This window comes from Pseudomonas sp. NFACC43 (assembly GCF_900119645.1).
Lineage (GTDB): Bacteria > Pseudomonadota > Gammaproteobacteria > Pseudomonadales > Pseudomonadaceae > Aquipseudomonas.
In genome coordinates this window covers 229,356-255,710 of sequence record NZ_FPKK01000006.1, presented here as the reverse complement: position 1 = coordinate 255,710, position 26,355 = coordinate 229,356, and the positions used below count along the sequence as shown (strand labels likewise).

Annotated in this window: 22 protein-coding genes; 5 read left to right on the top strand and 17 right to left on the bottom strand. The window is 62.2% G+C overall.

Going from position 1 to position 26,355, the window contains the following annotated elements; all coding sequences use genetic code 11:
- Position 1: 1 nt before the first annotated feature.
- From BT179_RS13195 to BT179_RS13155, 9 genes are all read right to left on the bottom strand, one after another.
- The gene (locus BT179_RS13195) at positions 2 to 811 is read right to left on the bottom strand and encodes a MetQ/NlpA family ABC transporter substrate-binding protein (RefSeq protein WP_072431766.1); all 810 of its coding nucleotides are present in this window, start codon (positions 809 to 811) and stop codon (positions 2 to 4) included.
- Between the two features lie 69 nt (positions 812 to 880).
- Entirely contained in the window at positions 881 to 2,239 is a 1,359-nt protein-coding gene (locus BT179_RS13190) for an LLM class flavin-dependent oxidoreductase (protein ID WP_072431765.1), read from the bottom strand.
- Positions 2,239 to 3,432 carry an SfnB family sulfur acquisition oxidoreductase gene (locus BT179_RS13185; RefSeq protein WP_072431764.1) on the bottom strand — a complete coding sequence of 398 codons (1,194 nt, stop codon included), beginning with the start codon at positions 3,430 to 3,432 and terminating at the stop codon, positions 2,239 to 2,241. The genes BT179_RS13190 and BT179_RS13185 overlap by 1 nt, the downstream gene beginning before the upstream one ends.
- Positions 3,433 to 3,457: 25 nt before the next feature.
- The gene (locus BT179_RS13180) at positions 3,458 to 4,699 is read right to left on the bottom strand and encodes an SfnB family sulfur acquisition oxidoreductase (protein ID WP_072397713.1); all 1,242 of its coding nucleotides are present in this window, start codon (positions 4,697 to 4,699) and stop codon (positions 3,458 to 3,460) included.
- Positions 4,700 to 5,000: 301 nt separating this feature from the next.
- Positions 5,001 to 5,771 (bottom strand): hypothetical protein, encoded by a 771-nt coding sequence (locus BT179_RS13175; RefSeq protein WP_072431763.1) that lies wholly within the window; start codon positions 5,769 to 5,771, stop codon positions 5,001 to 5,003.
- 486 nt (positions 5,772 to 6,257) lie between these two features.
- Complete coding sequence (gene tcyN, locus BT179_RS13170; protein WP_072397715.1) at positions 6,258 to 7,019, bottom strand: L-cystine ABC transporter ATP-binding protein TcyN; 762 nt, start codon at positions 7,017 to 7,019, stop codon at positions 6,258 to 6,260.
- A gap of 3 nt (positions 7,020 to 7,022) precedes the next feature.
- On the bottom strand, positions 7,023 to 7,688 hold the full coding sequence (gene tcyL, locus BT179_RS13165) for a cystine ABC transporter permease (protein ID WP_014336021.1): 666 nt from the start codon (positions 7,686 to 7,688) through the stop codon (positions 7,023 to 7,025).
- Positions 7,688 to 8,488, bottom strand: coding sequence for a cystine ABC transporter substrate-binding protein (tcyJ, locus tag BT179_RS13160; protein ID WP_072397716.1), 801 nt, complete (start codon positions 8,486 to 8,488; stop codon positions 7,688 to 7,690). The genes tcyL and tcyJ overlap by 1 nt, the downstream gene beginning before the upstream one ends.
- 306 nt (positions 8,489 to 8,794) lie before the next feature.
- On the bottom strand, positions 8,795 to 9,787 hold the full coding sequence (locus BT179_RS13155) for a D-cysteine desulfhydrase (protein ID WP_072397780.1): 993 nt from the start codon (positions 9,785 to 9,787) through the stop codon (positions 8,795 to 8,797).
- Between the two features lie 518 nt (positions 9,788 to 10,305).
- Between BT179_RS13155 and betT the strand changes: the two genes are divergently transcribed.
- Positions 10,306 to 12,267 (top strand): choline transporter BetT, encoded by a 1,962-nt coding sequence (gene betT / locus BT179_RS13150; RefSeq protein WP_177305112.1) that lies wholly within the window; start codon positions 10,306 to 10,308, stop codon positions 12,265 to 12,267.
- A 10-nt stretch (positions 12,268 to 12,277) separates the two neighbouring features.
- Here betT and BT179_RS13145 read toward each other — a convergent pair whose 3' ends face one another.
- Entirely contained in the window at positions 12,278 to 13,018 is a 741-nt protein-coding gene (locus BT179_RS13145) for an SDR family oxidoreductase (RefSeq protein WP_072431761.1), read from the bottom strand.
- A gap of 122 nt (positions 13,019 to 13,140) precedes the next feature.
- On the opposite strand from BT179_RS13145, the gene BT179_RS13140 reads away from it, so the two are divergent.
- Positions 13,141 to 14,031 (top strand): LysR family transcriptional regulator, encoded by an 891-nt coding sequence (locus tag BT179_RS13140; protein ID WP_072431760.1) that lies wholly within the window; start codon positions 13,141 to 13,143, stop codon positions 14,029 to 14,031.
- A 132-nt stretch (positions 14,032 to 14,163) separates the two neighbouring features.
- Positions 14,164 to 15,201: an L-glyceraldehyde 3-phosphate reductase gene (gene mgrA / locus BT179_RS13135; RefSeq protein WP_072431759.1), complete on the top strand. Its 1,038-nt coding sequence runs from the start codon at positions 14,164 to 14,166 to the stop codon at positions 15,199 to 15,201.
- Between the two features lie 179 nt (positions 15,202 to 15,380).
- Here the strand turns inward: mgrA and tauD are convergent, their stop codons facing one another.
- The 7 genes from tauD to BT179_RS13100 form a co-directional block, all read right to left on the bottom strand.
- Positions 15,381 to 16,223 (bottom strand): taurine dioxygenase, encoded by an 843-nt coding sequence (gene tauD / locus BT179_RS13130; protein ID WP_072431758.1) that lies wholly within the window; start codon positions 16,221 to 16,223, stop codon positions 15,381 to 15,383.
- A 48-nt stretch (positions 16,224 to 16,271) separates the two neighbouring features.
- Positions 16,272 to 17,111 carry a taurine ABC transporter permease TauC gene (tauC, locus tag BT179_RS13125; protein WP_072397722.1) on the bottom strand — a complete coding sequence of 280 codons (840 nt, stop codon included), beginning with the start codon at positions 17,109 to 17,111 and terminating at the stop codon, positions 16,272 to 16,274.
- Entirely contained in the window at positions 17,108 to 17,902 is a 795-nt protein-coding gene (gene tauB, locus BT179_RS13120; protein WP_072397723.1) for a taurine ABC transporter ATP-binding subunit, read from the bottom strand. The genes tauC and tauB overlap by 4 nt, the downstream gene beginning before the upstream one ends.
- Positions 17,903 to 17,926: 24 nt before the next feature.
- A complete protein-coding gene (gene tauA / locus BT179_RS13115; protein ID WP_072397724.1) occupies positions 17,927 to 18,904 on the bottom strand; it encodes a taurine ABC transporter substrate-binding protein in 978 nt (325 codons plus the stop codon).
- A gap of 317 nt (positions 18,905 to 19,221) precedes the next feature.
- The gene (gshA, locus tag BT179_RS13110) at positions 19,222 to 20,805 is read right to left on the bottom strand and encodes a glutamate--cysteine ligase (RefSeq protein ID WP_072431757.1); all 1,584 of its coding nucleotides are present in this window, start codon (positions 20,803 to 20,805) and stop codon (positions 19,222 to 19,224) included.
- A gap of 271 nt (positions 20,806 to 21,076) precedes the next feature.
- Entirely contained in the window at positions 21,077 to 21,460 is a 384-nt protein-coding gene (locus BT179_RS13105) for a PaaI family thioesterase (protein ID WP_072397726.1), read from the bottom strand.
- A complete protein-coding gene (locus tag BT179_RS13100; RefSeq protein WP_072397727.1) occupies positions 21,460 to 23,784 on the bottom strand; it encodes a Tex family protein in 2,325 nt (774 codons plus the stop codon). The genes BT179_RS13105 and BT179_RS13100 overlap by 1 nt, the downstream gene beginning before the upstream one ends.
- A gap of 350 nt (positions 23,785 to 24,134) precedes the next feature.
- Between BT179_RS13100 and ompR the strand changes: the two genes are divergently transcribed.
- Both ompR and BT179_RS13090 read left to right on the top strand, forming a co-directional pair.
- The gene (ompR, locus tag BT179_RS13095) at positions 24,135 to 24,875 is read left to right on the top strand and encodes an osmolarity response regulator transcription factor OmpR (protein WP_003186825.1); all 741 of its coding nucleotides are present in this window, start codon (positions 24,135 to 24,137) and stop codon (positions 24,873 to 24,875) included.
- A gap of 108 nt (positions 24,876 to 24,983) precedes the next feature.
- Positions 24,984 to 26,297: an ATP-binding protein gene (locus tag BT179_RS13090; RefSeq protein ID WP_072397728.1), complete on the top strand. Its 1,314-nt coding sequence runs from the start codon at positions 24,984 to 24,986 to the stop codon at positions 26,295 to 26,297.
- The last annotated feature ends 58 nt before the right edge of the window (positions 26,298 to 26,355 follow it).

Sequence of the window (26,355 nt, the reverse complement as noted above, 5' to 3'; positions counted from 1 at the left end):
GTCAACCTTCCCAGCCGGCCTGGTAGAGCTTGCCATGGGCTTTGTCCAGGGCTGTGCGCACGGCGGGCGAATGTTGGTAGATGTCGACGAACTTGATCAGCCGTGGGTCGTCCTTGCTCTTGGGCTGGATCACGAACTGGATGACGTATTCCTTGTGGTCGAGTCCGTCGAACAGCAGGGCGGAAGTGGCGTCGAAGGTGTTCGCCAGGCGGATGTAGGCGGGGTAGCCCTGCACCAGGTCGGCGTCTTCATAGGCCCGCACCAGTTGCACGGCCTCGACTTGCAGGATCCGGAGTTTCTTCGGATTGGCCACGATGTCTTCTTCGGTGGCCTTGTAGCCCACGCCTGGCTTGAGGGTGATCAGCCCGGCCTTGGCCAGCAATTGCAAGCCGCGGCCGCTGTTGATCGGGTCGTTGGCGATGGCGACGCTTGCGCCTTCGGGCAGTTCGTCGAAGCTGTTGAAGCGCTTCGAATAAAGACCGACGTTGTTGATGATCCCCGGGGCGAACGGCACCAGGTCAAAACCGGCGGCGGCCTTGGCGTTTTCCAGGAACGGAATGTGCTGGAAATAATTCACGTCGATATCGCCGGAGGCCAGGCTGACGTTGGGCGCGATCCAGTCGCTGAACTCCACCAGCTCGACCTTCAGGCCCTGCTTGCCGGCCTCCTCCACGGCAGCTTCCAGGGGAATGGCGAACGCAGCGGTGGTGCCGATCTTCAACGGTGCGTCGGCGGCGAACAGCGCCGAGCTGAACAGGCCGAGGGCCAGGGCCAGTGCTTTGACTGGCAGGGTCAGGCGTTGCATGGTCATGTCGGTAATTCCGGTCTTTATGGTGAAGTGTGTACTTTCATGGTCCACCCTGTTCTCGGTCCGAACAGGTCAGTGTCGGTAGGTCGAACCGGTGTGTCGTTCGGGCAAATGCGCCCCCGTGCGGAACAGTTTTTCCCGCAGGGTGCCATCGTCGTATTCGGTCTTGTACGACCCGCGTCGCTGCAGCTCGGGAATCACCAGGTCGATGAAATCCACATAGCTCTGGGGCGTCACGATACGGGTCAGGTTGAAGCCATCCAGACCGGCCTCGGCGACCCAGGATTCCAGCTCGTCGGCCACCTGCCCGGGCGAACCGACCATGGTGATGTAGCGTCCCCCCAGGGCGTGTTGCTCCAGGAGCTTGCGCCGGGTCCAGTCGTTGGCCTGCAGGATCCGGGTGGCGGACTGGATGGCGTTGCTCTTCACGGACTGGATCGGCTCGTCCAGTTCATACCGGGAAAAATCGATGCCGGTCGACGCGGAAAAATGTGCGACCCCGGCCTCGGCACTGGCGTAGCCCAGGTACTCGGCATGTTTGGCCCAGGCTGCCGCTTCGGTCTCGCCGACAATCACGTTCAGGCCCATGAACACCTTGATGTCCTCGGGATTGCGCCCGGCCTGGACGGCGCTGGCGCGTACCTTGTCCACCTGCTTTCTGGTCGCGGCCTTGTCCTGGCCACTGATGAAGACACACTCGGCATGCCGCCCGGCGAACGCCAGGCCGCGCTCCGAACTGCCGGCCTGGAACAACACTGGCGTGCGCTGGGGCGACGGTTCGCACAGGTGGTAGCCCTCGACCTGGTAGAACTCGCCCTGGTGCCGGACCTTGTGCACTTTTTCCGGTTGGGCGTAGATCCGCCGCTGCCGGTCGTTGAGCACCGCGTCGTTTTCCCAACTGCCTTCCCAGAGCTTGTAGAGCACTTGCAGGTATTCATCGGCCTGGTCGTAGCGGCGGTCATGTTCGACCTGGGCGGCCAGGCCCATGGCCCGGGCGGCGCTGTCCAGGTAGCCGGTGACGATGTTCCAGCCGACCCGGCCGCGACTCAGATGGTCGAGGGTGCTCATGCGCCGGGCGAACAGGTACGGCGGCTCATAGGTCAGGTTGGCGGTGAGGCCGAACCCCAGGTGGCGGGTGGCAGCCGCCATCGCCGAGACCAGCAGCAGGGGATCGTTCACCGGCAGCTGGATCGACTCCTTGAGGGTGACCTCCACCGATTGCTGGTAGACGTCGTAGACGCCCACCACATCGGCGATGAACAAGCCGTCGAACAACCCGCGCTCCAGCAGTTGTGCCAGGCCGGTCCAGTATTCGAGGGTGTTGTACTGGGTCGACGTGTCCTGGGGGTGAGTCCACAAGCCATGGTTGATGTGCCCGATGCAGTTCATGTTGAACGCATTGAGCAGGATCTTCTTCTTGCCCTGCGCCATCAGATGGTTCCTCGCAGCGGCGGTTTCTCATCGTTGAGGTAGAAATTGCCCACGGCGTGATATTTCCAGCGCACCGGGTCGTGGAGGGTATGCACCCGGGCGTTGCGCCAGTGACGATCCAGGCCGTGTTCGACCAGGGTCGCCTGGCTGCCGGCCAGCTCGAACAATGTGCTACCGATGGCCAGGGAAACCTCGGTGCTGATGGCCCGGGCTTCAGCCACGGCAATCGAGGCCGCGGCGACCGTTTCGGCATGAGGGTCGGCCTGGGCCTGGTCGAGAAACTCGCCAGCGCGCTCCAGCAACGCCTCGGCGGCATGCAGGCGGCTGCCCAACTGGCCGAAGCTCTTGAGGGTGAGTGGATCTTCGGTGGCGATATCGCTGGTGGCATCGATCCACGGCCGGGTCTTGCTGCGGACAAAATGCAAGGCGTCTTCGTAAGCGGCGCGGGCGATGCCGGTATCGATCGCGGCGTGGAGGATCTGCGCCAGTGGACCGACCGGTGTGGGGCGCTCGAAGGCGCTCTGGAACGGCACGATGTCCTCGGCCTCGACCCAGACATCTTCGAACACCACCGAACCGCTGCCGGTGGTGCGCTGGCCGAAGCCGCTCCAGTCGTCGATGACCGACAGCCCCTTGCTGTCCCGCGGGACGAACGCCAACTGCTGCACGCCGTTTTCATCCACCACCGACGTGGGGATGCGCTGAGCGTAGATCGCTCCCGTGGCGTAGAACTTGCGCCCGTTGATGCGATAACCGCCGCCGTCGCGGCGCAGTTGGGTGGTGCGGTCGTGGGCAGTCCGGGTTCCGAGTTCCGCCAAGGCGTTGCCGAACCGCTGCCCGGCCAGCACTTCGGCGTAGAGGCGGCGTTTCTGCGCTTCGCTGCCGTTCACCCGCAGGACTTCCACCGCGTAGAAATGGTTTTGCGGAATCTGCCCCAGTGAGCCATCTGCCCGTGCGATCAGGGCCACCACCCTGGCCAGCGTGACACTGGAAACACCGGCGCCGCCATATTCCCGGGGTACGCTGATGCCCCACAGGCCGGAGCGGGAAAACGCCTCCAGTTCAGGGTAGGGCAGGCGGCGCTCGCGGTCGCGCAAGGCGCTGTCGCGCTTGAAATCTTCGGCCAGGTCGCTGGCGACGATCAGGGCTTGTTCGTCGCTGGTGATCACCGCGACGTGTTGGGAAAGCGTCATGTGCGTAACTCCAGAAGTCGGGTCGTCAGATCCAGGAATGCCGGGCCGGCAATGTGCCGTTCAGGTGGTAGGCGCCTATCGCGTGGTATTTCCAGCGCACCGGGTCATGCAGGGTGTGGACGCGCGCGTTGCGCCAGTGACGATCGAGGTTGAATTCGGCGAGGGTGGCGCGGCTGCCGGCCAGCTCGAACAGCTTTTCGCTGGCTTGCAGAGCGATTTCGGTGCTCAGCACCTTGGCTTCGGCCACGGCGATCGAAGCGCGGGCGGCCAGTGGCGCGGTGATGGGCGCGGCGCTGACCTGGTCCAGGACCTGGCCGGCCTTGCGCAGCAGGGCTTCGGCGGCGTGCAGGTCGATCTTCAACTTGCCGATGTCGGCGATGACATACGGATCATCGCTGGCCCGCTCGACCTTGGCATCGATCCAGGGACGCGACCGTTCACGCACGAATGCAATGGCATCGTCGATGGCGCCACGGGCAATGCCGACGTCAATGGCGGCCTGGATCAGCTGCGAGATCGCGCCTTGTATGTTCGGGGTTTCGTTGATGCGCCAGTTATCGAGCACCAACTCGGCATCCACCCGTACGTTGTTCAGCAGCACGGTCCCGCTGGCCGTGGTGCGCTGGCCGAAACCCGACCAGTCGTCGACGATCCGCAGGCCGGGTGTGCCGCGCCGCACGAACGCCAATACCTGCCGGCCTTCGTCATCCAGTGCCTTGACCGCCACCCAGTGGGCAAACAGCGCGCCGGTGGAATAGAACTTCTGGCCATTGATGACAAAGCCATCGCCGTCGGCGGTAATCCGGGCCTTGAGTTCCAGGGTATTGCGCGTACCGCGTTCCGGCCCGGCGTTGCCAATGCGCCAGCCTTCGAGGACGCTCTGCAGGAGGATTTCCTTTTGCCGTGGCGTGCCGGTGCCGAGGATCAGTTGGAGCACACCGAACTGGTTCTGTGGAATCTGTCCCAGGGCCGGGTCAGCCGCAGAGATGATCGCGAAAACGTCGGCAAGGGTGACGAAGGAGACTTGCGGGCCACCATACTCGCGGGGGATGGAAATACTGCCCAGCCCGCTGCGGGTGAACTGTTCGATTTCCGACCAGGGCAGCTTGCGCTGTTGATCGCGCCGCGCGGCCTGCTGGCGAGCGACCTGGGCCAGATCATGGGCGGCCTTGATGGCCTCGGCATCGTTGCGCAGCACTTGTGCAGGCAACAGCAGTGGTGCGACGTCCAGATCGCTCTGGACCTTTGCTTGCGCCAGGTCAGACATCACAGCCGCTCCGTGGCGGCTGGCAGTGCCTTGGCGTTCTGCACCGGGGTGATTGTGTTCCGTACCATACCCACCTCACATTTCAGGAAAACGCCGCGATGAATGCGGCGGAAAAGAATGTCCGGTGGTCCGGTTCATATACCCTAAACGCGCGTAAATTATTTCTGAAATAACTTTTAGGGATATCAATAGAGTGGATTCGCCAAGTCGTCCTGGCGAGGGTTTATCTCGTGGCCCCATAGCCGCCCTGGTCGGGGCGCTACATAACCTTGTGCAGATACTTCCCTCGCCAGTCGGGGGATCAGGGTCTGTGGCGGCGCGGTTCAGCGGCCCGGAGAGGTTCCGTCGGCGCTTGCTTTGGATAGAGACTGGTGCAACCGATCTTCAACGTGCGGGGTGGCGCCCAATGGGAATTGTTGCCTACCCGGTCGAGGATGCAGTAGGTGACCTCCAGGCGCAGGTCTTCTCCCGCTTCGAGGATGATGTGGGGCGGCACCCAGATGTTGATCGGCTGGCCTACCTCGCCTGGCTTGACCCGGGGCAGGTCCATGCGCACATCGCCCCAGCGCAGGGTAATCGCATCGTCGGCGGCCATGTTCAGGTAGGGTTCGATGGTCAGCGGGACGCCGCGCTTGATCTGGCTCGGGTTCACGCCCTGGCGTCGGATGGTGCCCGGTATGCGTACCGGCGCCAGCCCCTGGTTCTCATCGCCACTCAGGGCCGAAGGCTGGCCCCCGGGACAATCGAGCTTGGCCTGGACCCGCAGCGTTGCCGACAGCGCCGGCCCGCGCCCGACCCGCATGACGCGGTAGTGGACCCGTGAGGTTCCATTGATGATGAAGCTCTCCGGCACTCGCAACCTGACACAGTCGTGCAGGTCGGCTTCGGCCAGCAGGCGGGAGCCAACGTAGCAGTTGTCCCAGAACAATTCGATCAAGTCACCGGCATCCATGCCGGGAGAAGCAGCGATGGCGACCTCCAGGCGAGCAGCGCTGGCGAGGTTGATACCGGCACGGTTGGCATTGGCCAGGGAGGGCGCGGCCAGTTCGGGAAGATTCGACGTACATGTCATGGTGTTCTCCTTGATACCTGCTAAACGAAATCCGTTTCGGAAAAATCAAAGGCTTTTCTGATCACGACATAATTTTTATTGCGGTCACGACCGGTCCCTTCGGTTCCATTGCCGCAAAGAATTAAATAATGTCCAGCGCCTGTTGGGTTCTAGATAAAGGTCCGATAGTTGTCGTGTCAATAGAGGTGTTTATCCATTAATTAATTATGTGAGGCTTCAGAAATATCCTACGTGACGATGGCAGCAATAAGCGGAGCGAAGTTGCCTTTTCCTCGGGGATGGCGCAGGCCTAGGCATGAGGAAGGTCACGGATTGAGGAAGTAGATCGCGGGAAGTCGTGGCGAAATATAGATAGTTGGCGCGCAGCTTATAACCGGTGTGGCAAGGCTAAGTTGCAACTTTTTGCGTTGCAGGCAAGGGCGGGGTTTGCTTGTCAGTCATTGGATCGAACTTCCATCCCTGGAAGTAACGACGAGTTTCGATGGATTATTGGGCGATGCGCCCGTCAGCAAGAAACTTGCTCAGGAACTGGCGCGTCCGTTCTTCCTTCGGAGCGGCGAACAGGGCCTTGGCTTCGCCTTGTTCCACGATCACGCCCTTGTCGAAAAATACCACGCGGTTCGCCACGTCCCGGGCGAAGCCCATTTCGTGGGTCACGATGACCATGGTGCGTTTTTCTTCGGCCAGGCCGCGAATGGTCGCCAATACTTCGCCCACCAGTTCCGGATCGAGGGCCGAGGTCGGCTCGTCGAACAGAATCACTTGCGGCTCCATCGCCAGTGCCCGGGCAATGGCCACTCGCTGCTGCTGTCCACCGGAGAGCCGGCGCGGATAAGCGTCTTCCTTGCCGGCCAGGCCGACCTTGGCCAGGAGTCTGCGACCCAGGGCTTCGGCGTCGGCACGAGGAACCTTCTTGACCACAATCGGACCCTCGGTGACGTTCTCCAGGGCCGTGCGATGCGGGAACAGGTTGAAGTTCTGGAACACGAAGCCCACCTGCTGGCGCAATCGCCGCACCAGGCCCTGTTGCTGGTTCAATGGACGGCTGCCGTCGATTTCAATGTCGCCGACCTTGATCCGACCACTGCTGGGCTCCTCGAGGAAGTTCAGGCAGCGCAGGAAGGTCGTCTTGCCGGAGCCGCTGGGGCCGATGATCGCAACCACCTCGCCTTCTTCGATCTTCAGGTCGATGCCGTTGAGTACCACCTGACCCTTGAACTGCTTTGTCAGTTTTTCCACGACAATCATGGCTCAGGACTCCTGGTCATGCCGATTTACCCGGGCTTCCAGGACGTTCTGCAGGTGCGAGAGCACACTGGCCAGAACCCAATAGATCAGCGCGGCGGCAAGGTACATGGTGAAGATTTCGAAGGTTCGCGCGGTGATCAACTGCGCCTGGCGGAACAGCTCCGGAACCTGGATGGTCGCCGCCAGCGCGGTGTCCTTGACCAGGGAAATGAAGCTGTTGCCCAGCGGAGGCAGGGCCGTGCGTGCGGCTTGGGGCAGGATGGCCCGGCGCAGGGTCTGCGCGCGGGTCATGCCGATGCTCGCCGCCGCTTCCCACTGGCCGCGCTCGATGGAGCTGATGGCGGCCCGCAGGATTTCACACGCATAGGCAGCCATGTTCAGCGAGAAACCGATCAGGGCCGCGGGCAGCGGATCCAGCTCGATGCCCAGTTGCGGCAACCCGTAATAGATCACGAACAACTGCACCAGCAACGGCGTGCCACGAAAGAACGACACGTAGATGCGGGCGATCCAGTTCACCAGCTTGAAGCGCGACAGGCGCATCAGCGCCAGGCCGAACCCCAGCAGCAGGCCGAAAAACATGCCACCCAGGCTGAGGATGACCGTGTAATACGCGCCCTTGAGCAAAAAGGGCGCGGAGTCCAGTGCGAGTTGAAGAGCTGCTTCCATTATTTCGTGACGTCAGCGCTGAAGTATTTTTCAGAGAGCTTCTTCAGCGTACCGTCGGCGCGCAGTTTCTCGATGGCCTTGTTCACGGCAGCCAACAGTTCAGGCTCGCCTTTGCGCAGGGCGATACCGGCTTCCTGGCGGGAGAAGGCTTCGCTGGTGACGGTGGTGTCCTTGGCTTTCTTGGCGTATTCCAATGCGGCCAGACGGTCGATCAGGATGGTATCGATACGGCCGACGCGCAGGTCCTGGAACTTGGTGGGGTCGTCATCGTAGGTTTTGACCTGGGCGCCGGGTACTTCAGCTTTTACCCACTGCTCGTAATTGGTGCCCAGGCCCACGCCGACTTTTTTACCGTCCAGGTCAGCGGCCTTCTTGATGTTCAGCTCGTCGGCTTTCTTGGTCAGTACCAGCGCTTGAATCCCGGAAACGGTGTAAGGCTCGGAGAAGTCGTATTTTTTCTTGCGTTCCTCGGAGATGGTTACCTGGTTGACCACAGCGTCCAGCCGCTTGGACTCCAGCGCCGCGAGGATGCCGGCCCATGGAGTCGTCTGCAGCTTGACCTTCACGCCCAGTTCCTTGGCCAGCGCTTCGGAAAACTCCACTTCGAAGCCGGTCAGTTTGCCGCTGTCATCAACGAAGCTGAACGGTGGATAAGTGCCTTCCAGGCCGATCTTGATTTCACCGGCATCCTTGATTTTCTGCAGTTGCTCACCGGCAACCGCTTGCCCCAGCAGCCCGGCGCTCAATGCCAGGCCCAGCGAACCCACCAACAGGTTGCGACGTAATGCGGAAAAATTCATGACAAGCCCCTGTGTTTTCTTATGAACAGATATTTTGGCTGAGATAAGGCGTAGCCGCGATTCGAGAAGGTTGCCACATCCTGCCTCAAAGCAACCTGGGCGTCTCGCGGCAAATGCGCCTGCGGCGAGACTATAAGTTGGCTTTTATAGATTGGAAAATAATATTAAATCAACCCTATATGCCTGTTTGGAATTTATCCCGGTGAGAGCGAGCTTGTTCGCCAGCGCAGTGGATCAGCCCAGTTCCAATCAACTGACACACCCTCATCGCGAGCAAGCTCGCTCCCATTGAGGGTTTCCATATCTTCAGAACACTGCGTCATAGGCAAACAACGCCGGTGCGCCACCGGTGTGCAGGAAGATGATAGGGCCGTCGTCGAAACGGTCGCGGCCAATGCCGTCGAGCAGGCCGGCCATGGCCTTGCCGGTATAGACCGGGTCCAGCAAGAGGCCTTCCTGGCTGGCCAGCAACTTGATCGCCGCCAATGTGCCGGCATTCGGCTCACCGTAGCGAGGGGCGAAATACTCGTCCCAGAGGTTTACCTTGAAGGCCTCCGGAAGCGCCACATCGAGCAGTTGGGCGACGCCTTCGGCGAGCCCCTGGACCTTGGGGAACTGATCCTCTTCGCTGCGCGAAACCGTCACGCCGACCACGGGGAGCTCCGGCAGGGCCTGGCTCAAGGCCAGGGCCAGGCCGCTGTGGGTGCCGGCGCTGCCCGAGGCCAGTACCACGGCGGCGAACGTCAGACCGGTGTCCTTGATCTGCTCGGCCAGTTCCAGGCCCGCGCGCACATAGCCCAGCGCACCCAAGGCATTGGATCCGCCTATCGGAACCAGGTACGGCTTCTTGCCATTGCTGCGCAGGCGGGCAGCCAGGGCCTGCAGTTGCTCGTCGGCGTTGTCCAGGTTATCCACCAGTTCCACCTTGGCGTCGAACAGCTCCAGCAGCAGCCGGTTGCCGTTGCCCAGGTAATTGCTGTCCTGGCTGTCGATGGGGTTTTCCAACAGCGCGACGCAACCCAGGCCCAGCCTGGCCGCCAACGCAGCGGTCTGACGCACATGGTTGGACTGGATCGCGCCGCCGGTAATGAGGGTGTCGGCACCTTGGGCCAAGGCATCGGCGGCCAGGTATTCGAGCTTGCGCAGCTTGTTGCCGCCCAGGGCCAGGGGCGTCAGGTCGTCGCGCTTGATATAGACGTCCCGTCCGAGCCAGGTGGAGAGGCGGTCGAGTTTTTCCAGCGGTGTCGGATGGCTGAGCAGGTCGAGACGGTTAAAGCGGGACAGCTGTTCTTTGATCATGAGTCCGTACTGGTTGTAGGCGATGTCTGGACTATAGGCACGCCGATATTCAGGGGCAACCGGCAATCATTTGTTCTCAAGTAAACCGGCGCGGAATTGGGGACTCGAATGATTTGCGAGCGCCGAAAACCTGTGTGAGCGAGCTGGCTCGCGATAGCGGTGGTTCAGTGGGCCTCTGTATTGACTGACAGACCGCCATCGCGAGCCAGCTCGCTCCCACAGGGAGTTGTGTTTGGCAGTAGGCACATGTCTTTTGAGCACTGAACGAATGCTCGCCAGGCAACGTCATACCCTCCCGTAGGCTAGCGTAGGAAGGATGCCGTTGAGCCCTGCGATTAGTCCTTAGCTGCCTATTCATGTTTAACTTGAACGTTCATTCAAGTTAAACCGTCGGTTTGCTGCCCGCTCACAACAGGAGGCTTGCCTTTGCCGAGTCCGTATTCCACTGCCATCCTTTCGCTGTCCGGGGTGCTTCGTTCATGAGTGCCTCGTCCCTTCCACCCAGCGGCCTGGTCCGCATGAACCCGCCGGTCTTTTACTTCGCCGCGACCTTTATCCTGCTGTTTGGCCTGGTGGTGATTGCCATACCCACCCAGGCCGGCGCCTGGCTCCTGGCGGCGCAGAACTGGGCGGCCAACACGGTCGGCTGGTATTACTTGTTGGCGATGACCCTGTATCTGGTCTTCGTGGTGGTCACCGCCTTGTCCGGCTACGGCAAGATCAAGCTCGGTGCCGACCACGACGAACCCGAATTCAGTTATCTGTCATGGGCCGGCATGCTGTTCGCCGCCGGCATCAGCATCACGTTGTTCTTCTTCTGCGTTTCCGAGCCGCTGACGCACATGGTGCAGCCGCCTCAGGGCGAGGCCGGTACCGCCCAGGCGGCGCGCCAGGCCATGCAGATCCTGTTCCTGCACTGGGGCCTGCATGGTTGGGGCGTCTTCGCATTCGTCGGCATGGCCCTGGCGTATTTCGCCTACCGCCACAACCTGCCGCTGGCCCTGCGTTCGGCGCTGTACCCGCTGATCGGCAAACGCATCAATGGGCCCATCGGCTACGCCGTGGATGGCTTCGGCATCATTGCCACCGTGTTCGGCCTTGGCGCGGACATGGGCTTCGGTGTGCTGCATCTCAATTCCGGGCTCGACTACCTGTTCGGCATCGCCCACACCCAATGGATCCAGGTCGGCCTGATCGTACTGATGATGGGCGCGGCGATCATTGTGGCGGTGGCCGGTGTCGACAAGGGCGTGCGCGTCATGTCCGACATCAACATGCTGCTGGCCTGCGCCCTGCTGTTGTTCGTGCTCTTCGCCGGACCCACCCAGCACCTGCTCAATACCTTGATCCAGAATGTGGGCGATTACCTTGGCGCCTTGCCGATGAAGAGTTTCGACCTCTACGCCTATGACGAGCCCAGCGACTGGCTGGGGGGCTGGACGGTGTTCTACTGGGCCTGGTGGATTGCGTGGTCACCCTTCGTGGGGCTGTTCATCGCACGGATTTCCCGCGGCCGCACCATTCGTGAGTTCGTCTTCGGTGTTCTGCTGATTCCCTTGGGCTTCACCCTGGCGTGGATGTCGATCTTCGGCAACAGCGCCATCGACCAGGTGCTCAACCACGGCATGAATGCCCTGGGCATGTCGGCCCTGGAAAACCCCTCGATGAGCCTTTACCTGCTGCTGGAAACCTACCCGTGGAGCAAGACGGTCATCGCGGTCACGGTGTTTATCAGCTTCGTGTTCTTCGTCACGTCCGCCGACTCCGGTACCGTGGTGCTTTCGACGCTCTCGGCCAAGGGGGGCAACCCCGATGAAGACGGGCCGAAATGGCTGCGGGTGTTCTGGGGGGCGATGACCGCCCTGGTGACCAGTGCGCTGTTGTTTTCCGGCAGTATCGATGCCCTGAAATCGGCGGTGGTGCTCACGTCATTGCCCTTCTCCCTGATTCTGCTGTTGATGATGTGGGGCCTGCACAAGGCGTTTTTCCTCGAGTCCCAGAAAAAGATCGCCCAGATGCATTCCCTGGCGCCGGTGTCGGGCTCACGCCGGGGCAAGGGCGGTTGGCGGCAACGCTTGAGCCAGGCTGTGCATTTCCCGTCCCGCGATGAGGTCTACCGTTTCCTCGACAGCACGGTGCGTCCGGCCGTCGAGGAGGTGAAAGCGGTGTTCGCCGAAAAAGGCCTGACCGTGCTGACCCCTCCAGACCTGGCCAATGACTGCGTCAGCCTGGAAATCGGCCATGGCGAGCAGCATCCGTTCATCTACCAGGTGCAGATGCGTGGCTACTTCACACCCTCCTTCGCCCGGGGCGGCATGGGTTCCAAGGAACTCAACAACCGGCGCTACTACCGTGCCGAAGTGCACCTGAGCGAAGGCAGCCAGGACTACGATCTGGTGGGCTATTCCAAGGAACAGGTGATCAACGACATCCTCGACCAGTACGAACGGCACATGCAGTTCCTGCACCTGGTGCGTTGATCGCCGGGCCTCACACCAGGCCGCCGTTGGCGCGCAGCACCTGCCCGTTGACCCAGTCGGCGGCGGGGCTCGCCAGGAAGGAGACGATACGGGCGATGTCTTCCGGCTGGCCGAGTCGCTCCAGGGGCGGCATCTTGGCGTAGTGCTGGATCTGCTCCTCGCTCTTGCCGTGCATGAACAGCTCGGTGGCGACCGGGCCGGGAGCGATGGCATTGACCGTGATCTGCCGGCCCCGCAGCTCCTTGGCGAACACCTGGGTCAGGGACTCCACGGCGGCCTTGCTGGCGATGTACACCGAGTAACCGGGCAGATTGAGGCCCACGGTGCTGCTGGAAAAATTCACAATCCGACCGCCATTGTTCAGGCGGGTCGCGGCTTCGCGAAGCGTGTTGAAGGTGCCTCGGGTATTGATGGCGAAGGTCTGCTCGAACAGTTCGTCGCTGTGCTGTGCCAGCGGCAAGACCTGCAGGATACCGGCGTTATTGACCAGCAGGTCGACCTTGCCCAGGTGTGTTTCGGTCTCATCGAACATCCGCCGGACATCGGCGGCGCATGACACATCGGCCTTGATCGCGAGGGCCTGGTGACCTGCCTGGCGCAGCTGCACCACCAGCTTCGAGGCTTCGATGGCATTGTTGGCGTAGTTGATGGCGACGGCGAATCCGTCTTCAGCCAGTTGCCTGGCGACTTGCGCACCGATTCCCCGGGAAGCTCCGGTCACAATGGCCACCTTGGATGTCTGTCGGATCATGGCTGCGTTCCTCGATAGAAGTGGATGAGAGGAAGATTCACATGTTTACTCTCGGCGATAAATGCAGGAGAGTTGCCGTAACTGTTCAAGAATGACCAACAATCAAGGCTTGGAAAAACACCATGGATCAAGTCAAGGCCATGCGGGTATTCGTGCGCATCTATGAGCGCAGCAGCTTTACCCTGGCCGCCGAAGACCTGAACCTGCCCCGCGCGACGCTGACCCATACCCTCAATCAGTTCGAAGCCTGGCTAGGTGTGCGCCTGATGGAGCGCAGTACCCGCAAGGTGCGGCCGACCCTCGATGGCGAAGCCTATTACCCTCGCTGCGTGCAGTTGCTGGCGGAGCTGGAGGAGGCCGAGCTGGCCTTTCGCAGCGTGGCGCCCAAGGGCAAGCTGCGGGTGGACCTGCATGGAACCCTGGCCCGGAGTTTCGTGATCCCGGCGCTGCCGCAGTTCATGGCCCGCTACCCTGACATCGAGCTGTCCATCAGCGAGGCCGATCGTTTCGTCGACCTGATCGCCGAGGGTGTCGATTGCGTGTTGCGGGCGGGCACGCTGGGGGACTCGTCGTTGATCGGTCGCCGCGTCGCCAGCCTGCGGCAGATCACCTGCGCCAGCCCCGCCTACTTGCGCCAGTACGGCGAGCCGAAAAACCTGGACGACTTGAGTCGGCACCGGGCGGTGAACTACCTGTCGCGCACCACCGGCAAACTGTACCCGTTCCAGTTCATGGTCGAGGGTGAGCTCAAGGAGGTAGCCATCGATGGCGCGCTTTCGGTGTTCGGCGCCGAAATCTACGCGGCCTCGGCCATTGCCGGCCTGGGCCTGATCCAATGCCCGCGCTATCGGATGCAAACCCAGCTCGAGCAGGGGCTGGTCCAGGAAATTCTCCCCGCGACCCCACCGCCGCCCATGCCGGTGTCGGTGCTTTATCCTCACAACCGTCACCTGTCACCCAGGGTGCGGGTGTTTGTGGATTGGCTGGCCGAGGTGTTTGCCCAGGCGCGGTAACGTGCTCTGGTTTTCCTGGCACTGCTTCCACAACCATGCGAACTTTCAAGCTGATCGATACGTCTGTGCAATATCGGCTTCTGCCATCCGTACCCACCTTCCGAACCCTTCGTCCGAATAGAGAGCCTTTCGATGACCTACATCGCCGCCGAAAACCGCTATGAGTCCATGCCATATCGTCGCGTCGGCCGCAGTGGCCTGGTGCTGCCGGCATTGTCACTGGGGTTGTGGCACAACTTCGGCGACAGCACGCCTATCGACACCCAACGGGCGTTGTTGCGTACGGCGTTCGACCTGGGTATCAACCATTTCGACCTGGCGAACAACTACGGCCCGCCCTACGGCAGTGCCGAAATCAATTTCGGACGGTTGCTGCGCGAAGATTTCAAGCACTACCGCGATGAGCTGATCATCTCCAGCAAGGCCGGTTGGGACATGTGGCCCGGACCCTATGGGCAGGGTGGTGGCTCTCGCAAGTACGTGCTGGCGAGCCTTGACCAGAGCCTGCAGCGCCTGGGGCTGGATTATGTGGACATCTTTTATTCCCACCGCTTCGACCCCGACACACCGCTGGAAGAAACCGCCAGTGCACTGGCCACCGCGGTGCAACAGGGCAAGGCATTGTATGTCGGCATCTCTTCGTATTCCGGCGTGAAGACCCGGGAAATGGCTGCGCTGCTCAAAGAGTGGAAAGTCCCGCTGCTGATCCATCAACCGGCCTACAACCTGCTCAATCGCTGGGTAGAGAAAGACCTGCTGGATGCCACCGACGAGCTCGGCACCGGTGTGATTGCCTTTACGCCCCTGGCCCAGGGGCTGTTGACCGACAAATACCTCAAGGGCATTCCGGCGGACGCGCGGGTCAACCGTCCGGGTGGCGGTTCGTTGCAGGCCTCGCATTTATCGGAAGAGAACATCGCCCATGTGCGCGCCCTCAACGAGATCGCCCAGCGGCGCGGCCAGAGCCTGGCGCAGATGGCCCTGGCCTGGACCCTGCGGGACGCGCGGGTGACCTCCGCCCTGATCGGCGCCAGCCGGCCGGAGCAGATCATCGAGAATGCCGGTGCCTTGCAGAACCTGAACTTCAGCGCCGAAGAACTGGCCGAGATCGATCGGTTTGCCCAGGAAGGCGGGATCAATCTTTGGGAAAAGCCATCGTCAGCCGAGTAACCCTTCCAGTACGGCGAACATACACCCCCGTGGCGAAGGGATTTATCCCCGCTGGATGCGAAGCAGCCCCAGGGACAGCTGAGCACGGCCTGCCTTTGAGATCGTGCATGCAGGTTTGAGGGCCGCTACGCGGCCCAGCGGGGTAAATCCCCTCGCCACAAAGGCGATTGCGTCGCTGTTCAGCGAAAAAACGGCACATCCCCCAACACCGTCGCCCGGTGCATCACACGCCGGGCCGGACTGTAGTCATCCACAGCGAAATGCTGGGTCACACGGTTGTCCCAGAAAGCCACGTCGTTGACCTGCCAGCGCCAGCGAAGGGTAAATTCGGGCCGTGTGGCGTGGGCGAACAACAGTTTCAGGATCACCTCGCTTTCGGTCTCCGACAGTTCGTTGATGCGCGTGGTGAAACCTTCATTGACGAACAACGAGCGCCGCCCGCTCACCGGGTGAGTGCGGATCACCGGGTGCGACAGCGGTGGATTCCTGCGCCGTGCCTGTTCCCAGCGGGCCAGGTCTTGCGCAGTGTTGCCAAAGCGTTCCAGGGGAAACGAACGGGTGAAATCGTGGGTCGCCGTGAGCCCTTCCAGCAAGCGCTTCAAAGGTGTCGACAAGGCTTCGTAGGCCGCGATACCGCTGGCCCATAACGTATCGCCGCCGAACGGCGGCAGCAGCTTGGCACTGAGCACCGCGCCCATGGCGGGTGTCGGCAGGAAGGTCACGTCGGTGTGCCAGATGGCATTGTCGCGAACATCGGTGACGGCCGTGTCGAGCACCAGCACTTCGGGCTGCGTCGGCACGTTGGGGTAGATCGGATGGATGTGCAGGTCGCCGAAATACGCGGCGAACCGTGCCTGTTGTGGCGGTTCGATCGGTTGGTCGCGAAAGAACAGCACCTGGTGCTCCAGCAGTGCCTGGCCGATGATCTCGCGGTGCTGCGGGCCCAGGGGCTGGCTGATGTCGATCCCGCTGATCTGCGCGCCGAGGGCGGTGCTCAAAGGGGTGATGGTCGGGCTATTCATTGCAGGGTCTCGTTCCGGGCGCCGAATGGTCAGCGTGGTCAATGGGCGTCAATGGGTCTGGCCGTGCCACGGCACCAGCTTGCGTTGCAGGGCGCGCAGGCTCATCTCCATGGTGAAGGCGATCAGCGCGATCACCAGGATTCCCAGGACCACCACATCGGTCACCAGGAACTGAGCCGCCGACTGCACCATGAACCCCAGGCCGCTGGTGGCGGCGATCAGTTCGGCGGCCACCAGGGTGGACCAGCCCACGCCCAGGCCGATGCGGACGCCGGTGAGAATGTCCGGCAGGGCACTGGGCACGATCACATGGCGGAGCAATTGGGTGCGCGTAGCGCCCAGGGACTGCGCTGCGCGTATCTTCGCCGGGTCGACGGTGCGAACCCCCGTGGCGGTGGCGATGGCAATCGGGGCGAAGATCGCCAGGTAGATCAACAGCACTTTCGACAGCTCACCGATGCCGCACCAGATCACGATCAATGGCAGGTAAGCCAGGGGCGGAATCGGCCGGTAGAACTCGATCAACGGGTCCAGTACGCCGCGTGCCGCGCGGCTGGTGCCGATGGCGATGCCCACCGGCACCGCCGTGAGCACTGCCAACAGCAGGCCCAGGCCGATCCGCCCAAGGCTTGCCCCCAGGTGTTGCCAGAGCGTGGCGTCCATGTAGCCGCTGGTCACCAGTAGCCAGCCTTTTTGCAGCACGGCGCAAGGCGGTGGCAGAAACAGAGGCTCGATCAGTCCGCTGGCGGTGACCGCCCACCAGAGCAGCAGCAACGCTGCCAGGGTCAGGCCGCTGATCCATCGCGTGCTCAAGCGAGGCCTTGAACCCCTGGACGAGGCCTGGGGCGCGGGGCGGCTGATCACGGCTGGAATTTCATAGCTGCTCATGCGCGCTCCTGTGGCCGGACGGCGCTGCGTTGGGAAAACACCTTGGCGAGGACGTGCTCCCGGGTTTCGATAAAGCGCGGATCGGACTTGATCGACCGCGCCGATTCCCCGGCTCCATAGCGCCGTCCGAAATCGAGGCTCAGGCGCTCGACGATCTGCCCGGGGTTGGGTGCCAGCAGAATCAGGTCGGTGGCGAGAAAGACCGCTTCTTCGATGTCATGGGTAATCAGGAACACGGGTTTGGCAGCGCGCTGCCAGACTTGCAGTAGCAGTTCCTGCATCTGCTCGCGGGTAAAGGCATCCAGTGCGCCGAAGGGTTCGTCCATCAGCAGCAGGCGAGGATCGGCCGCCAGCGCGCGGGCCAGGCCGACGCGTTGTTTCTGCCCCCCGGAAAGTTGCCAGATACGGCGTCGTTCGAAACCGGCCAGGTCTACCAGGGCGAGCATTTCGCGAGCGCGGGCTTCGCGCTCTGCCTTTGCGACACCGGCCAGTTCCAGGCCGAACCCGACGTTGGCCAGTACGTCTTGCCAGGGCAACAAGGCGTCATCCTGGAACACCACGCCGCGTTCGGCTCCCGGCCCCGAGACCGGCACGCCGTCCAGGGTGATCTGCCCGGCGCTGGGCTCGACGAAACCGGCGATCAGGTTCAGCAGTGACGTCTTGCCACTGCCGGACGGGCCGAGGGCAACCAGCAGCTGTTGCGGTCCCAGGTCCAGCGATATGTCCGCCAGTACCGGTTCCGCCGCGCCGGGGTACTGTGCGCTGATGCGCTCCAGTTGTAGCAAGGCCATCGCGATGACTCCTTTGCTGGCGGATCAATGAGGAATGTATTTGGCGCTGACGAAGGGCGTGTAGTCCGGCAGCACAGCCTCCACCTTGCCTTGCTCCTTGAGGAACGCGGCGGTCTTGGCGATAGCCTGGGTAGTCGGTGCGCCGAGGCTCACGACCTGGTCGGCCGCCAGTGGGAATACGTTGCCTTGCAGCAGGAGCGGGATGTCGCTGGCCTTGGCGCCGGAGAGCTTCACCAGCTTATCGACGTTGGACGTGTCGGCCAGCCAGGCTTGTGGGTCCTTGCGGTACTGGGAGTAGGCATCCAGGGTGACCTTGGCGAAGGCGGTCACGATCTCGGGATGCTGCCTGGCGAAGTCCTTGCGCACGATCCAGGCGTCGAAGGTCGGCGCGCCGAACCTGGCCAGTTCGGCGGAAGTGATCAGCACCTTGCCGTTTTCCTTGGCCACGCCCAGGGCCGGGTCCCAGACGTAGGTGGCATCGATGTCGCCGCGCTTCCAGGCAGCGATGATGGCCGGTGGCGCGAGGTTCAGGATGGTGACTTTCGAGGGGTCGATGTTCCAGTGTTTCAGGGCGGCGAGTAGGCTGTAATGGCCGGTGGACACGAACGGCACGGCGATCTTCTTGCCGACCAGATCCTGCGCAGTGCTGATGCCGGCGCCATCACGCACCACCAAGGCTTCGGCCGCGCCGATCTGCGTGGCGATAAGGAAGGTTTCTACCGGTACCTGGCGGGACACCGCCGCCGTCAGTGGGCTGGAACCCAGGTAGCCGATCTGGACATCACCGGAAGCGATGGCGGCAATGACATCGGCGCCATTGTCGAATTTGCGCCAGTCGATCCTGGCCTGGGTGGCTTTCTCGTAGGTGCCGTCTGCCTGGGCAACCTTGGCCGGATCGACGGTGGTCTGGTAGGCGACGGTCAGGTCGGCCGCCTGGGCAAAGAGGCTGGTGGCGGCCAGGGAGACGGCCGCGAAAAGAATACGGGGGAAACGCAATGCCATGGGAAAGCTCCTCATACAGGCGGCCGGACGGTCGGTGTTCGAGGAGACTAAATGATATAAGAATTAAGAAATAAATAACTTTTTGGAACTAGCTTATTTTCGAAAACATTTACAAGAGGTAAAGAAGTGGGCGTTGCCTATCGCTTTTGTGGCGATGGGATTTATCCCTGCCGAGTTGCGAAGCAACCCCAGTTCAGTCGTATGCGAGCCGACTGAGACACCGAGGTGAACGTCGAGGGCTGCTTGTAGCCAACGGGGATAAATCCCCTCGCCACAAGATCATTCCCATGTAGGACATGGGAATGATGCATGGAGGGTCAGTTGCTGATCGCCAGGATGCTGGCCTGGTACGAGCCTACGAATACATCGAAGTCTCCCACTTCGTTCTGCTCCAGCTCGGCTTGCTGGGCCAGGGACTGGCGGGCAGCCTCTTCGAACGCCTGTTGCTCGGACGAAGGCAGGGGTGCGGTGCGGAAGAACTCGGCGTGGGCCTTGCTCTGGCGCAGGGAGAACTGGGCAAAACTTTCCTGGTTCTGCGCCATGGCCGCCAATATCTGGGCGGAAGGTGTCAGAGACGGATCCCGCACCTTCGCCAGTTGCACATCCAGCGCCTGGCGATGGGCTTCGCCACCCTGGCTCTGGTCGAGGAGCGAGGCCAGCGGCGAGATCTTTTCCAACAGTTCGAGGGCCCAGGCCTGCATGTCCACCGATTGGCCCTGGCGCTGCAGTTGCAGGCCTGGCTTGCGGCCTTCCTTGACGACCCTCAGGAAGTTGCTCGTGGCGTTGCCGCATTCGTTGTTTTCGAACAGCGGGCTGTCGTTGAGGGCGCAATACAGCAGGAATGCATCGAGGAACCGCGACTCGGTGACATCGATGCCCATGGGCAGGAACGGGTTGATGTCCAGGCAGCGCACTTCCACGTACTGGATACCGCGGGCCATCAACGCCTGGATCGGACGCTCGCCGGTATAGGTCACGCGTTTGGGGCGGATGTTGGAGTAGTACTCGTTTTCGATCTGCAGGATGTTGGTGTTGAGCTGGATCCATTCACCGTCACGGTGAGTGCCGATCTCGACATAGGGCGCATAGGGTGTGGCCACTGCCTTGCGCAGGCTGTCGGTGTAGCTCGCCAGATCGTTGTAGCACGGCGTCAGGCCGGCCTGGGCGTTGCTCTGGTAACCCAGGTCGCTCATGCGCAGGCTGGTGGCGTAGGGCAGGTACAGGGTGTCCGGGTCCAGTTGCTCCAACTGGTGCGGGCGGCCACGCAGGAAGCCGGCGTCCAGGGCCGGCGAAGCGCCGAACAGGTACATCAGCAGCCAACTGTAGCGGCGGAAATTGCGGATCAGCGCGATATAGGCCGACGACTGGAAGTCGCGATCACTCATTTCGGCGGCCTCGGCCTGGCGCAGCAGCGGCCAGAGCTTTTCCGGCAGGGAGAAGTTGTAATGGATCCCCGCGATGCACTGCATGGTCTTGCCGTAGCGCAGGGCCAGGCCCTGGCGGTAGACGTATTTCAGCCGGCCGATGTTCGAGGTGCCGTAGTAGGCGATCGGGATTTCTTCTTCCGCGGGCAGCGGGCACGGCATCGACGGGCTCCACAGGTATTCGTCGCCGAGCTTGCTGTAGACGAACCGGTGGATGCTGTCGAGGCTGTCCAGGGTATCGACCGGGTCCGCCAGGGCTGGCGTGATGAACTCCAGCAGCGACTCGGAATAGTCGGTGGTGATCTGTTCATTGGTCAGTGCCGAACCCAGGGCATCGGGGTGCGGCGTCAGCGCCAGGCGCCCGTCGCGCGTGACACGCAGGCATTCACGTTCGATACCGTGCAGGCACTGTTCGAGCAGGGAGAGGTTGGCGCGCTCGCCGAGCAGGGCCAGGCGGCGGTTTAAGAGGTCGCTCAAGTTGAATTCCTTCACGCGTCAGTCGCCCCAATATGGGGGTGGGCAAGGCGCTCTACAAGGGTGAGGTCAAAACTGGCGTTATCGCCTGGTTTTCGTGCCAAAAAGCTAGCCACCGCAACCCCACTGTGGGAGCGAGCCTGCGCGCGATGGCGGTGGATCAGCAACGTTGATCTTGACTGACCCTCCGCTATCGCGGACAAGCTCGCTTCCACAGGAAGGCCCGACACAGCATTTCATGGCGTCGAAATTAACCCAAATCGATGACAGGGAGCTATAGGACAGCGAACGTGCCTTGCGCTTTTGCGACCAGTTTTTCGCCTTGCATCACGTCGGCCTCGACCACCAGCGTGCGTCGGCCGGGATGGATCACCCGGGCCGTGCACAGCACCTCGCCGTCGGACACGGCGCGAATGTAATTGATCTTGCACTCGATGGTCGCGCTCTGCTGGTCGAAGCCATGGACACTGGAGCAGGCCAGGCCCATGGCAATGTCCACCAGGCTGAACAGTGCGCCGCCGTGCAGCTTGCCGCCGCGGTTGCGCAACGGCGGCTCAAGGCCCAGGGCGACTTGCGCCACCCCGTCTCCCAGGCTCTGCAAGCGGCAGCCGAGTAACTTGAAGAATGCGCTCTCCACCAACCCGGCCGGCGCGTCCATCAGCGTTTCTTCAACTGCTTGGCGTTGGCGAACAGCGAGGCCATGGCATTGTTCGCCGGGGCCGCCGTGGCGGTTTCCTTGCGTGGCGCGGAGTGCTGCGGTTGACGCGGTGTCGAGCCGGGACGGGCTCCCCGGGCACCGTCGACTTTCTCGCCGGGCGTGTCGCTCATGCGCATCGACAGGCCGACGCGTTTGCGCGGAATGTCGACCTCCATGACTTTCACCTTCACCACGTCGCCGGCCTTCACCGCTTCGCGCGGATCCTTGATGAATTTCTCCGACAGTGCCGAAATATGCACCAGACCGTCCTGATGCACGCCGATGTCGACGAAAGCACCGAAGTTGGTGACATTGGTGACCACGCCTTCGAGAATCATGCCCGGCTGCAGGTCCTTGAGGTCTTCGACGCCTTCCTGGAATTCGGCGGTCTTGAACTCGGGACGCGGGTCGCGGCCCGGTTTCTCCAGTTCCTGGAGAATGTCGGTCACGGTTGGCAGGCCGAAGGTCTCATCGGTGAATTTCTTCGGATCCAGGCGCTTCAGGAACGCGGCGTCGCCGATCAGCGAGCGGATGTCGCGGTCGGTCTGGGCGGCGATACGTTGCACCAGCGGGTAGGCCTCGGGGTGGACGGCCGACGAATCCAGCGGGTTGTCACCGTTCATGACGCGCAGGAAGCCAGCGGCCTGTTCGAAGGTCTTCTCGCCCAGGCGCGGGACCTTTTTCAAGGCGGCGCGGGTCTTGAAGGCGCCATGCTCGTCGCGATGGGTCACGATGTTCTGCGCCAGCGTGGCGTTCAGGCCCGAGATACGCGCCAGCAGTGCCACCGACGCGGTGTTCACGTCCACGCCCACGGCGTTCACGCAGTCTTCCACCACGGCATCCAGGCCGCGCGCCAGTTTCAACTGGGACACGTCGTGCTGGTATTGGCCGACACCGATGGATTTCGGATCGATCTTCACCAGTTCCGCCAGCGGGTCCTGCAAACGGCGGGCAATGGAGACCGCGCCACGGATCGACACGTCCAAGTCCGGGAACTCCTTGGCCGCCAGTTCCGAGGCCGAGTAAACGGAAGCGCCGGCTTCGGAGACCATGACCTTGGTCAGCTTCATGGCGGGATACTTCTTGATCAGCTCGGCGGCCAGCTTGTCGGTCTCCCGGCTGGCGGTGCCATTGCCGATGGCGATCAGGTCCACGGAGTGCTTGGCGCACAGGGCGGCGAGCACCGCGAGGGTCTGGTCCCACTTGTTGTGTGGCACGTGAGGGTAGACCGTGGCGTGGTCCAGCAGCTTGCCGGTGGAGTCCACCACCGCCACCTTGCAACCGGTGCGCAGGCCCGGGTCCAGGCCCAGGGTGGCGCGAGGACCGGCCGGCGCAGCCAGCAGCAGGTCATGCAGGTTGTGGGCGAATACGTTGATCGCCTCGGTCTCGGCGTTGTCGCGCAGTTCGCCCAGCAGGTCGGTTTCCAGATGGGTGTAGAGCTTGACCTTCCACGTCCAGCGCACCACTTCGGCGAGCCACTTGTCGGCGGCGCGGTTCTGGTTCTGGATGCCGAACTGCTGGCCGATCATGCCTTCGCAAGGGTGCATCGTTCCGGGCAACTCATCGCCGACTTTCAGCGCGGAGCTGAGGATGCCTTCGTTGCGGCCGCGGAAGATCGCCAGGGCCCGGTGGGACGGTACGCTCTTGAGCGGTTCGTCGTGTTCGAAGTAATCGCGGAACTTCGCGCCTTCCTCTTCCTTGCCGGCAATGACACGTGCACTGAGGATCGCTTCCTGTTTAAGGAAGTTGCGCAGTTTTTCCAGCAGGTTGGCGTCTTCGGCGAAGCGCTCCATGAGGATGTACTTGGCACCTTCCAGCGCGGCCTTTACGTCGGCCACGCCTTTTTCGGCATCGACGAAGCGCGCGGCCTCGGTTTCCGGGGTCAGGGTCGGGTCGTTGAAAAGGCCGTCGGCCAGTTCGCCAAGGCCGGCTTCCAGGGCGATCTGGCCCTTGGTGCGGCGTTTTTGCTTGTAGGGCAGGTACAAGTCTTCGAGACGGGTCTTGGTGTCGGCCAGCTTGATATCGCGCTCCAGTGCCGGGGTCAGCTTGCCCTGTTCCTGGATGCTGGCCAGGATGCTGACGCGCCGTTCGTCGAGTTCGCGCAGATAACGCAGGCGTTCTTCCAGATGACGCAATTGAGTGTCATCGAGGCTGCCGGTCACCTCTTTCCGGTAACGGGCGATAAAAGGCACCGTGGAGCCTTCATCGAGTAGCGCGACGGCCGCTTCGACCTGTTGTGGGCGTACGCCGAGCTCCTCGGCGATGCGGCTGTTGATGCTGTCCATAAAACCACCTGACAAATTGTGAAATCAGGCCCGCCACCGCGTAGACAGGGCTCGGCGAGACTGGTTGAGCGGCCTGGCATGCGCCGCTGCCTGGGTCAAAAGGCTGTCTGTTGACCCGCGAAATTCAAAAAGTGCTGCCTGGCCTGGGAAATCATGCCGGGAATACGATCCGACATTTGCTGGCACAAAAGGCCGCGCATTATAACCAGCGTTCCGTCTTTCGGGGGCGTCGCGGTCTGTAGGCTCGATACCCGTAATTGTGGAGATAGAGGAAAAATCTGCTAACAATGCACACGGTGCGTATAACGGCAGCTAGGCCATAATGCGCGCCGAGATCAAAGGAGCTTCCTATGAGCAGCACTGCACAAACTGCTGAAGGCGAAAAAATTCTGATCGTTGACGACGATCCTGGGCTGAGCAGCCTGCTGGAGCGTTTTTTCGTCAGCAAGGGCTACCGCGCCCGTACCGTACCGAACACCGAACAGATGGACCGGCTGCTGGCCCGCGAGGTCTTCAACCTGGTGGTCCTCGACCTGATGCTCCCTGGCGAGGACGGCCTGACTGCCTGTCGTCGCCTGCGTGGCGCCAACAACCAGATCCCGATCATCATGCTCACCGCCAAGGGTGACGAGCTGAGCCGTATCAAGGGCCTGGAGCTGGGGGCCGACGACTACCTGGCCAAGCCGTTCAACCCGGACGAGCTGATGGCACGGGTCAAGGCGGTCCTGCGTCGCCAGTCGGCCCCGGTACCCGGCGCCCCGGGCAGCGAAGACGAGAGCGTGACCTTCGGTGACTATGAACTGTCCCTGGCCACCCGCGAGCTCAAGCGCGGCAATGAAATCCACATGCTCACCACCGGCGAGTTCGCGGTGCTCAAGGCCCTGGTCATGAACGCACGCCAGCCGCTGACACGCGACAAGCTGATGAACCTGGCCCGTGGCCGTGAGTGGGATGCGCTGGAGCGTTCCATCGACGTGCAGATTTCCCGCCTGCGCCGGATGATCGAACCCGATCCTTCCAAGCCGCGTTATATCCAGACCGTCTGGGGCGTGGGTTATGTCTTCGTACCGGATGGTGCCGCCAGCAAGTGATCGGCGATTTGTAGGAGCGGGTTGGCTGGTTGAAGGCTTCTTCCAGGCGACTCGCAGTCCCTCAGTGTGCGAGCATCCCTCGCTCCTGCAAGTGTGTAGCGGTTATCCATGAAAACCCCCGTTTGGTTCCCCCAGAGTTTCTTCTCCCGCACCCTCTGGCTGGTGCTGATCGTCGTGCTTTTTTCCAAGGCGCTGACGCTGGTCTACCTGCTGATGAACGAAGACGTGCTGGTGGATCGGCAATACAGCCACGGCGTTGCCCTGACCCTGCGGGCCTACTGGGCCGCCGACGAAACCAACCGGGCCAAGATCGCCGAGGCGGCGACGTTGATCCGGGTGGTGGGGGCCGGTGTGCCGGAGGGGGAGCAGCACTGGCCCTACAGCGAGATCTATCAGCGGCAGATGCAGGCCGAACTGGGTGCCGATACCGAGGTTCGACTGCGCATGCATTCGCCTCCGGCGCTCTGGGTGCGTGCGCCGAGCCTGGGGGACGGCTGGCTTAAGGTCCCGCTGTACCCTCATCCGCTACGGGGGCAGAAGATCTGGAACGTGCTTGGCTGGTTCCTCGCCATCGGCCTGTTGTCGACGGCGTCGGCGTGGATCTTCGTCAGCCAGCTCAACCAGCCGTTGAAGCGGCTGGTCTACGCGGCTCGCCAACTGGGCCAGGGGCGTAGCGTGCGCCTGCCCATCAGTGACACGCCCAGCGAAATGACCGAGGTCTACCGTGCCTTCAACCAGATGGCCGAAGATGTCGAGCAGGCCGGACGCGAGCGCGAACTGATGCTCGCCGGTGTTTCCCACGACCTGCGCACGCCACTGACCCGGCTGCGCCTGTCGCTGGAGCTGATGGGCGAACATACCGACCTGACCAACGAAATGGTCCGTGACATCGAGGACATGGACGCGATCCTCGACCAGTTCCTGGCATTCATTCGCGATGGCCGTGACGAGTCCGTGGAGGAAGTGGACCTCAGCGAACTGGTCCGGGAAGTGGTCGCGCCCTACAACCAGAACGATGAAAAAGTGCATCTGCGGCTGGAACCGATCCAGCCGTTCCCGCTACGCCGGGTATCGATGAAGCGTCTGTTGAACAACCTGATCGGTAACGCCTTGAACCATGCCGGCACCGGTGTCGAAGTGGCGGCCTATGTGTCCGGTGACACCAGCGCGCCGTATGTCGTGCTGAGTGTCATGGACCGTGGCGCGGGCATCGATCCGTCGGAGCTGGAAGCCATCTTCAACCCCTTCACCCGTGGCGACCGCGCCCGAGGCGGGAAGGGCACGGGCCTGGGCCTGGCCATCGTCAAGCGTATCGCCTCGATGCACGGCGGCAACGTCGAGCTGCGCAATCGCGTCGGTGGCGGGCTGGAAGCGCGGGTGCGGTTGCCGTTGGGCTTGATGCTGCCCAGGGATGCAGTGTAGAGACAGCCACAAGCCGCGAGTTTCAAGCTGCAAGTTGGAAGCGGTGTACGCTTGCAGC